9 protein-coding genes are annotated in these 9,171 nt (G+C 69.5%); 4 read left to right on the forward strand and 5 right to left on the reverse strand.

What is annotated here, in order from left to right:
* The first annotated feature begins 178 nt into the window (after nucleotides 1–178).
* Nucleotides 179–1,270 (forward strand): hypothetical protein, encoded by a 1,092-nt coding sequence (locus tag ACH65_RS10425; protein ID WP_049622532.1) that lies wholly within the window; start codon nucleotides 179–181, stop codon nucleotides 1,268–1,270.
* A gap of 153 nt (nucleotides 1,271–1,423) precedes the next feature.
* Here ACH65_RS10425 and ACH65_RS10430 read toward each other — a convergent pair whose 3' ends face one another.
* Nucleotides 1,424–1,660: a glutaredoxin family protein gene (locus ACH65_RS10430; RefSeq protein ID WP_049622533.1), complete on the reverse strand. Its 237-nt coding sequence runs from the start codon at nucleotides 1,658–1,660 to the stop codon at nucleotides 1,424–1,426.
* Between the two features lie 75 nt (nucleotides 1,661–1,735).
* Here ACH65_RS10430 and ACH65_RS10435 point away from each other — a divergent pair, with 75 nt between their 5' ends.
* A complete protein-coding gene (locus ACH65_RS10435) occupies nucleotides 1,736–3,118 on the forward strand; it encodes an L-serine ammonia-lyase (RefSeq protein WP_049622534.1) in 1,383 nt (460 codons plus the stop codon).
* A gap of 259 nt (nucleotides 3,119–3,377) precedes the next feature.
* Here ACH65_RS10435 and ACH65_RS18470 read toward each other — a convergent pair whose 3' ends face one another.
* From ACH65_RS18470 to ACH65_RS10445, 3 genes are read right to left on the reverse strand one after another with little or no spacing between them, the layout of a single operon-like run.
* Nucleotides 3,378–3,830, reverse strand: coding sequence for a hypothetical protein (locus ACH65_RS18470; RefSeq protein WP_053096234.1), 453 nt, complete (start codon nucleotides 3,828–3,830; stop codon nucleotides 3,378–3,380).
* 7 nt (nucleotides 3,831–3,837) lie between these two features.
* Complete coding sequence (locus ACH65_RS21020) at nucleotides 3,838–3,969, reverse strand: hypothetical protein (RefSeq protein ID WP_272913766.1); 132 nt, start codon at nucleotides 3,967–3,969, stop codon at nucleotides 3,838–3,840.
* 33 nt (nucleotides 3,970–4,002) lie between these two features.
* Nucleotides 4,003–4,407: a helix-turn-helix domain-containing protein gene (locus tag ACH65_RS10445; protein ID WP_049622535.1), complete on the reverse strand. Its 405-nt coding sequence runs from the start codon at nucleotides 4,405–4,407 to the stop codon at nucleotides 4,003–4,005.
* 237 nt (nucleotides 4,408–4,644) lie between these two features.
* On the opposite strand from ACH65_RS10445, the gene ACH65_RS10450 reads away from it, so the two are divergent.
* Nucleotides 4,645–6,096 carry a hypothetical protein gene (locus ACH65_RS10450; RefSeq protein ID WP_049622536.1) on the forward strand — a complete coding sequence of 484 codons (1,452 nt, stop codon included), beginning with the start codon at nucleotides 4,645–4,647 and terminating at the stop codon, nucleotides 6,094–6,096.
* A 755-nt stretch (nucleotides 6,097–6,851) separates the two neighbouring features.
* On the opposite strand, the gene ACH65_RS19815 is transcribed toward ACH65_RS10450, so the two are convergent.
* Nucleotides 6,852–7,178 carry a hypothetical protein gene (locus ACH65_RS19815; protein ID WP_153242555.1) on the reverse strand — a complete coding sequence of 109 codons (327 nt, stop codon included), beginning with the start codon at nucleotides 7,176–7,178 and terminating at the stop codon, nucleotides 6,852–6,854.
* A 50-nt stretch (nucleotides 7,179–7,228) separates the two neighbouring features.
* Between ACH65_RS19815 and ACH65_RS19820 the strand changes: the two genes are divergently transcribed.
* Nucleotides 7,229–9,171, forward strand: a 1,943-nt coding sequence (locus tag ACH65_RS19820; RefSeq protein WP_272913767.1) for an ESPR-type extended signal peptide-containing protein, incomplete at its 3' end; no start/stop codon positions are given.

Consider the following 9,171-nt stretch of genomic DNA (forward strand, 5'->3'; position numbering starts at 1 on the left):
ACTTTGTTTCGCAAGGCAGGGCACTTGTCTGGTACGAGTCGTACGGAACCGGTTCCACGCGAGGTTTCAACAAATACGTCGTGTTGCAAAAGGTAAAACCCGGGAAGGATCCGCCACTGGACAACGCGCAATGCCCCGATGTTGACGACTGAAGCCACACGCACGCAAGGACGCAGCCATGACGAACATCACGGACAACGAAGCCAGGTCGCTCATCTACTTTGCCATCGGCGTGGCCTCGGAAGGGTCCGACCGCGCCTACCAGCTTGCGTTCGCCGGCAACCTGCGCCCCGATGCGCACGGCATCATGAAAATGTATCCGGCGGGCAATAGCGGTTACACCATCGGTACCTTGCAAACCGACCTTGGCCAACACAAGGAGGTCGCCGGCCCGCTTACCGATGCCTTCCAGGCCTGGGCACGAACCACGCATGCGGACTGGATTCTCACCGAGACACAGCGCCAACAGGCCATGGCCGACCTGTCCCGCGACGGAAACACCATCACCGCGCAACACCAGCGCCCCATGGACGCAACGGTGAAGTCGCATCTGGACCAGTTCCTGGCCAGCGACGCCGGCGTGTCGTTCGTCCACCGACACGACATGGCCCAGACCGAAAGGCTCATGGCCAAGGCCGTAGCGCCGCTGCGCGAGACGAAGCTCTTTCGGAACGCCACGGTGGCGGAGCTGGAGAAGCTGATCGCGATCACGGCCAAGGCGTTCAACCAGAATGAGGGCATAGGCGGCCGTATTCTCAGGCAGGCCCGGCATGGCAACTACCGCAATGTTGCTGAGGTCAGTGCCGCCATTGATGCTTTTGCCAAAGATATGCGGGATGGGCGCGACAACGCTCTGCACGGCACACAGCTCTTTCGCGACTTGCAACAGACCACGGCCGATCACCCCCTGCACCGAGCCTGGGAAAACACCAAGGCCAACCCACTGGTCGATCCGACGCGACTCGGCGACGATCTGGCCCATCCACAGTTGCCGCACGAATACGCAGTGATAAAGCAGGCGTTCGTCGATCCCGCCCACGCGAGGCCGATGATCCATGCATTGAGCCAGGGCGGCTCCTACGCGAAGAGCGCCCATGGCCGCGGCTTCTATGCCGAAGGGCGCCGGGTGCCTACGGTGCAGGCTCTAAACACCCCGATGGAGCAGAGCGGCATGCAATGGCAGCAGGCCATGCAGCAGTTTCAGCAGCACCAGGAACAGGCGCAACAGCGAGTGCAGCCGATCCAGGAGCAGAGCCAGGCGATGCAGTAGCCGGCGGCCCCCATGCAGATGCGCTAGCCAGCCTGGACCGGCGCGCTGGGGCAAGCGGACCGATACACCGGCCCATGTTGATTCCCCCTGGCCGATCTGCCAGGCATGGCCACCTTCGGGCCATCGGTTGTTCCAGCACCCAAGCCCGTCGCCCTAGCACGCGCCGGCCACGAACCGCCTTACCGCCGGCGCATCGAACGGCCACGCCAGTTCCCGCCCGTCGCACGCATCGCGCAGCACCGGCACCCGCGCGCCGTAGCGCGCCTCCAGCTCCGCCACATCGTCCACCCACACGCTGTCGAACTCCGGCAGGCGCGCCTGCGCGAGTACGGCGAGCGCCAGGTCGCACAGGTGGCAATAGTCGCGCTGGTAGAGGACGTAGTCGGCCATGCGGCGGCGCAGGAGGGCGGAAGGGGGCAAGGCGCCTAGAATAGTGGCTCCCTCCCCTAACTGCGCAGCGCAAGCATGGCCGTCAGCGTCTTCGACCTGTTCAAGATCGGCATCGGGCCGTCCTCCTCGCATACGGTGGGGCCGATGCGCGCCGCCGCGCGCTTTGGCGAGCGCTGGCTGGAGGAGAAGGGCGTGTTCGAGCGCGTGGCGCGCGTGCGGGCGGAGCTGTACGGCTCGCTTGCCCTCACCGGCCGCGGCCATGGCACCGACAAGGCGGTGCTGCTCGGCTTCGAGGGCGAGCACCCGGACACGGTGGACCCGGACCGCATCGACGCCATCCTCGAACGCATCCGCGCGAGCGGGCGCCTGCGCCTGCTCGGCAAGCGCGAGATCGAGTTCGACGAGAAGCGCGACCTGATCTTCAACAAGCGCCAGAAGCTGCCCTTCCACACCAACGGCATGCGCTTCTTCGCCTACGACGCGGCCGGCAACGAGCTGGCCACGCGCGACTACTACTCCGTGGGCGGCGGCTTCGTGGTGAACCAGGACGAGGCGGCGGAAGACCGCATCGTGGCCGACACCACCGCCCTGCCCTACCCCTTCACCAGCGCCGCGCAACTGCTCGCACTGTGCGCCGAACACGACCTCACCATCGCCCAGCTGATGATGGAGAACGAGAAGGTGTGGCGCAGCGAGGCGGAGATCCGCGCGGGGCTGCTGACCCTCTGGCACGCCATGCAGGACTGCGTGAACCGCGGCCTGCGCTCGCCCGGCGTGCTGCCCGGCGGGCTCAAGGTGGTGCGCCGCGCGCCCGCGCTGGCCGCCGAACTGCACAACGCGTCCGAGGCCGCGCTCAAGGATCCGCTCACCATCCTCGACTGGGTCAACCTCTGCGCGCTGGCGGTGAATGAGGAGAACGCCGCCGGCGGGCGCGTGGTCACCGCGCCCACCAACGGCGCGGCCGGTATCGTGCCGGCGGTGCTGCACTACTACCACCGCTTCGCGCCCCGGCCGAGCGACGAGGGCGTGATCGAGTTCCTGCTCACCGCCGGCGCCATCGGCATCCTCTACAAGGAGAACGCCTCCATCTCCGGCGCCGAGGTCGGCTGCCAGGGCGAAGTGGGCGTGGCCTGCTCGATGGCCGCCGGCGGCCTCGCCGCGGCGCTCGGCGGCAGCATCGGCCAGGTGGAGAACGCCGCCGAGATCGGCATGGAACACAACCTTGGCCTCACCTGCGACCCCATCGGCGGCCTGGTGCAGATCCCCTGCATCGAGCGCAACGCGATGGGCGCGGTGAAGGCCATCAACGCCAGCCGCATGGCGCTCAAGAGCGACGGCAAGCACCGCGTGTCGCTGGACAAGGTGATCGCCACCATGCGCGACACCGGGCGCGACATGAAGGACAAGTACAAGGAAACCTCGCGCGGGGGCCTGGCGGTGAACGTGATCGAGTGCTGAGGCGCGAGGTCGGTTTTCCTCTCGCCGCTCGCCGCTTCACGGCGAGCCCTCGCCGTCGCCGGCACGCGCTTCACGCATCCCGCCGGCGGCCCGACCTCGCGCGGAGGCCTGGCAGTAAGCGTAATCGAGCGCTGAGCGCGGGGCCGACGCTTCCCTCCCCGCCCGGCGGCTGGCAGGCCGCCCTCGCCACGCCGACATCCCGGCGCCGGCCGACGGGCGCGGCATGGCAGAGCTCCCTCGCGAACGGCGCGACCGAAGCCTAGCCCCGCGTCCCGGGCGACGCCGCCCAGGCCCCGAGCGCCGCCAGCGCCTCGCCCTCTTCCAGCGCATCGGCCTGGCCGGCCACCTCCGGCGGCACCCAGGCCGGGAACGGCACCTCGCGCGCCACATGCCGCCCCGAGGCCGTGTGCTCCTCGCGCACCTGCGCCAACTGCCCGGCCGAGAAATGCGCCGCGACGCGCACCAGCGCCGGCCACAGGCGGCGATGCACGAAAGTGCGCTTGCCGCCCACCAGCCGGCATACCAGCACCTCCGGCGAATCGGCCACCGCGTTCAGCGCGCGGAAAATCTCGTGGCTGCGCGGATGCGCCCACCAGCTCCCCTTGATCGGCCCACCCGCCACCGCCTCGGCCAGCCGCGGCACCGGCCCCTTGCCGGAGGCGAGCACCACACCGTGGATGCGGACGAAGTCGAGGGCTTGTTCGGGCGTCATGGGGAAGTCACGGCATGCGGTAGTTTGCCAAATCGAACTTGGCGATGCGCGGCAACCATCTCGCACCCTTCGCCGATGCCAGACCGTGTGCGGAAGCGGCGAGAGAACCCGACAGCGCCACGGCGGCGATCCGCTTCACGGGCATCGGTGCGCGTACCTCGCCACCGACGGCTCAACCCCGCTTGCCCCGACCCACCGGCTCGCCCAGCGCCGCGATCAACTCGCGCACCAGGCGGCGGCGCGCCCCCGGCAGCGCCAGGTAGGACTGCATGGCGAGGCGGTCCTCGGCGCCGATCGCGTCGGGCCAGGCCGCGGGGGATTCGCGCACGCCGGGGGTGCGGGCGCTGCCGTACTGCAACTCGTGCGGCGCCATGTCGAGGATGTGCGCGAGCACGCGCAGGTTGTGCTGCTTGGGCAGGTGGCGACCGTTGAGCCAGCCGGAGATCGCCTGCGGGGTGACGGGGTCGCCGCCGTGGCGCGCCAGCAGTTTCTCCAGCGCGACCGGGCTCGGTTCGATGTCGGCCGCGGCCAGCGCAGAGAGGAGGCGGGCGCCGAAGGCGGCCTGTTCATTCTTCATCCCGCGACGGTAGGTGCAGGTTTCGCGGGCGTTGAAACTTTCGCTTTATATGCCACGTAAAATTTGCTTTCATGGATCGATCGAACACCTGTGTCACGCCGCCATGCCGAACCCCCAGCCGGAGCCGCTGCCGGGCATCGCCGCGCTTGACCGTTGCCGGCCTGGAGCGGGCCGCACGGCCAACCGACGCCGCCACCCGTCCACCCCCCGCCCACGCGGGCGCGCCGGAGCGCCCGCGTGAACGCGGCGCCCGGCGGGCCGCCCGGCCTCGCGCTCGCGGCAGCGCTGGACGTGCGCCGCGAGCACTGGTGCCGCGGCCTGCGCCAGGGCGAAGCCGAGCTGTTCGAACTGGTGACGCCGACCACCACGACGCTGCTGCGCTGGTGGTTCGGCGAGGAAGCCTGCGCCGCGCGCGGGGACAACTTCGACGAGGGCCAGCGCCGCGCCATCCTCAACACGATCATCGCCCACGAAGTACTGGCCTGCACCAGCCTGCTCGACCTTTGCGCACAGGTGTGCCCGGAGGCACTGGCGGGCATCCGCCGGGCGGAGCTGCCGCTGTCCGGCCGCGCGCATCCACGCTATGGCCTGGCGCTGCCCGGCGAGGCCCGGATCGGCACGATGCTGGCGTTGCTGCTGTGGCAGCTGCTCAACAAGAGCGCGGCGCTGCGCGGGGAGGTGGACGACCCGCGCTTCACCCGCCACTTCCTGCTCGCGGCCGCGGGGCCACAGGCCTGCGAGCGGCTGCGGCAGGCCATCCACGGCCCCCTCGGCCGGCAAGGCCGGCGCAATCCGGCCGACGCCGCGCTGCTGCACCGGGCCGCGCTGTTCCTGCCGCCCTCCCTGCGCGCGGAGGCGCTGCATTTCGTGCTCGGCCGCGGCCCGGCCGGCGGCGCCGCGGACGATCTCGCCCAGGGCCTGATCGCCATCGTCGACCGCCGCCTGCCGCAGGCCTGGGCGGCACCGGACGGGCGCGCCTTGCAGCCCCCGCCCCGATCCCCGCCCGACGAAGACCTGGCCCCGCTCGCCGAGCTGGGCGAGCTGATGGTGTTCGTCGACGAGGGCGAGCCGCCCGACAAGCCGCCGGACGCCGACGATCCCTGGCTGGAATCCCTCGCCCACCTGGCCCGCGGCAAGGGGCGCCGCTTCGTACAGGTGGATCTGTGCGCCGGTCCGCAGCACGCTGCGCGGGGCCACCGCATGCTTCCGCGGATCATTGCCACGGCCGATACCGAACCCGCCACCGCCCCATCGCACAAGGACCGTCCGATGCCAAGCGCACGCTTCGCCCCCCACCGCCGGCCCGCCCCGGGCCACCCCGCCGCCCGGCCCGCGCCGGCCTTTTCCGCCACCGACTGGCTGCTCGACCGCGACGCGGAGCGGCACCTGGACGAGGCCCTGGCCTCGGCCGGCAGCTACGAGGAACTGCTGCGGCGGCTGGCCCGGCGCATCGGCCGCCCCCCCGCCACCGCGCCGTCGATGGATGAGCGCGTGGCGTGGTACCTGGCCTTCCTGCGCCCCGGCATGTCGCCCGCGGCGCTGGCCGAGCGGCTGGACACCTACGTCCGCGAGCAGCTGTTCGGCGAACCCTTCGACCCCCGCAGCGGGGAAAACTGGCGGCTGCTGAAACTGCGGCCGGTTTCCGCGCGCATCGTGCAGGCGCTGGGGGACGGCAGCGCGCTGGCCTGAGGCTTCCGCCCCGCATCCAAGAGACGGGCGCATTGGAATGCCGAACTTTCCGGCGGGTTTTCCGGTCGCAGGTTCACCGGGAAAATCGGCATTCACCGAAACCCGATCGCCCCGCCTTCGCACAGTCCGGCACCGGTGTTTCGATCGAGGCCATGCAGCGCAGGAACCCGGATGACACACCGAGCCGGCGCGTTCTTCGCCTCCGCGATACATCATGGATGAATGTGTCGCCGGCCAGTCGGCAGAAAGTTGACCCCGGCATTTTCACCATGCTACGAAGGCACGCGCAGGGAGCCCGATACATCTGGAGACGATGATGGAAAGGATCGATGCGGATACCGGCCTCGCCCGTCGCCGCGTAGCGTCGAGGATCGGCATGGGGGCTCCGCGCCCATCACCGCAGACAACGACGGCCACTACCCCTGCCGGGCCATCCTGTACGAGCCACGGCGGCCGCCCCGGCACCCCAGGCTGAGTCGCTTGAGACGGGACGCCCCAGCGTGTCCTGCCCGCAAGAATGAGGGAAAACCGTGGCGATAGATGTATGGATTCATCCGGATGCGCGCCTCGCTCCTGCGCCGCATCGGCAAGCCCGCGGGCAACGCGATCCGTGCGGCTTCAAGGCCAAGACCATCGACCCTGCCACCGTATGGAAATGAACCGGGTTCATTTTCATGCCCCGGCGCGCCCGTGACGCGCCCCGCACAGGGCCGCAGGCAGAGGCGGAAGACACGCCGGCTCATCGCGTAACCCACCTAAGGAAGCATGGCCATGGACAGCGATGCATACAGGACGCCCCCCCCGCCGCCCAAGGCCGCCACGCCGGCGGCGGCGTGGCGGCCATGCCACCGGCATGCGTTGCGGCACCGGATCCCGGGGCCGCCTTGCGGGGCCTCCTCCGCGATACGAGAAAAATCCGCTAAAGCCGTTTCGGCATCCATCTCCAATCCGCCGCCTTCAATCCGCGTGGATTTTTTCGCCATGGTTTTCCATACATCGCCTTCGACTGCTACGCCCGCCATGGCGGCGGCCCTTTCCGCCAGCCACCGGAAAAGCCATTCCGGCAAGCCGACCAACTCCACATTTTCAACTGCAGCTTCGTGAATTCGAGTTTGCGTAACTGGGGCGCGATATGAACAAAATCTACAAAATCGTCTGGAACCGGGCACTCGGCCAATTGGTAGTCGTGTCGGAACTGGCCTCCGGCAAATCGGCGCGGGCGTCATCGGGCAGGCCGCTGCCGATAGCGGCGGGGTGCGCGGTTTCCCTGCTTGCCGGCGCACTCTGGCCGTCCCTGTCGCTGGCGGCCGTCAGCGTTTCGGACCGGGGCACCATCGTGAACGGCGCCGGGCCGTCAACCGCGACCGGCAGCTCCGGCGGCCTCGGTGCCATCGCCTCGGCCAACTCCATCGCCATGGTCGGCGACGGCGACTGCAACCGCCTCACCGCCGGCCCCTTCAGCGTGGCCGGCATCTACGGCAGCGGGTCGGACTACACCGGCGGCGTCTATGGCTTCGGCGTCCAGACCACCTCCACCAGCTACAACACCCCCACCAACGCGGGTGCGGGGCAGACGACCGGCATGCAGGGCTTCACCCCGAACAATTCGGCCACCGGCAACGTGACGCAAAGCGCCAACGGCGTTGCCGTCACCACGGCCTACGGCCTCCAGGCCACGGCCATAGGTTGCGATGCCCAGGCCAACGGCTTCTCCGCCCAGGCCTACGGCTGGGGCGCCAAGGCCAGCGGCTCCAGCGCCGTGTCGATGGGCCTCTACAGCACCGCCTCCGGCCAGGGCGCCATCGCGTTCGGCACCGGCGCCACCGCGTCGGCCACGGACACCTATGCCGCCGGCGCCCTGGCCAACGCCACGGGCCAGGGCGACATTGCGATCGGCGCGCAGGCCAGCGCCAACTCCGGCATCACCGCCGGCACCACCAACCAGTCCGCCCTGGCCATCGGCAACGCGGCGGCCGCCACGGGCGAGTTGGCTATCGCGCTGGGCAAGTCCGCCGCGTCGAACGGCACCGGCGCGGTAGCCCTGGGCGCGACGGCAAGCGCCGGCGCCAACAATACGCTCGCCCTCGGCAATGGCGCCTCGGCGCAGAACGCCGGCGACGTCGCCCTTGGCAGCGGCAGCGCCACCAGCGCCACGGCGCCGACCGGCACGGGCTACCTGACCGGCGCCGCCGCCCCCACGTCGGTGGTCTCCATCGGTACGTCGAGCGCCACGCGCCGCCTCGTCAACGTCGCAGACGGCAGCGACCCGCAGGATGCGGCAACGGTCGCCCAGCTGAGCACCGGCCTCAGCACCGGCCAGAGCAACCTCGACGCGCTGTCGACCTCCGTCTCGACCGGCCTGAGCACCACCAACAGCAACGTGGCGGCACTCTCTACCTCGACCTCGACGGGCCTCAGCACGGCCACCAGCAGCATCACCTCGCTGTCCACCGGGCTCAGTACCACCAACAGCAATGTGACGGCGCTGTCCACTTCGACGTCGACCGGCTTGAGCACCACCAACAGCAGCGTGGCGGCACTCTCCACCTCGACCTCGACCGGCCTCAGCACGGCCACCAGCAGCATCACCTCGCTGTCCACTGGGCTCAGTACCACCAACAGCAATGTGACGGCGCTGTCCACTTCGACGTCGACCGGCTTGAGCACGACCAACAGCAACGTCGCGGCACTCTCGACCTCGACCTCGACCGGACTGAGCACAGCCACCAGCAGCATCGCCTCGTTGTCCACCGGGCTCAGCACCACCAATAGCAACGTCACATCGCTCTCGACGGGCCTTAGCACCACCAACAGCACGGTGGCATCGCTATCGACGGGCCTGAGTACCACCAACAGCAATGTGACGTCGCTTTCGTCGGGCTTGAGCACGACCAACAGCACCGTGGCGTCGCTTTCGTCGAATCTGAGCTCGGCCACCAGCGGCATCTCGTCGCTGTCCTCGGGTTTGAGCACCACCAACAGCAACGTCGCGGCGCTCTCGACTTCGACCTCGGCGGGCCTCAGCACCGCCACCAGCGGCATCGCCTCGCTGTCTTCGGGGCTCAGCACCACCAA

The organism is Frateuria defendens (assembly GCF_001182895.1).
Classification (GTDB): Bacteria; Pseudomonadota; Gammaproteobacteria; order Xanthomonadales; family Rhodanobacteraceae; genus Frateuria_B; species Frateuria_B defendens.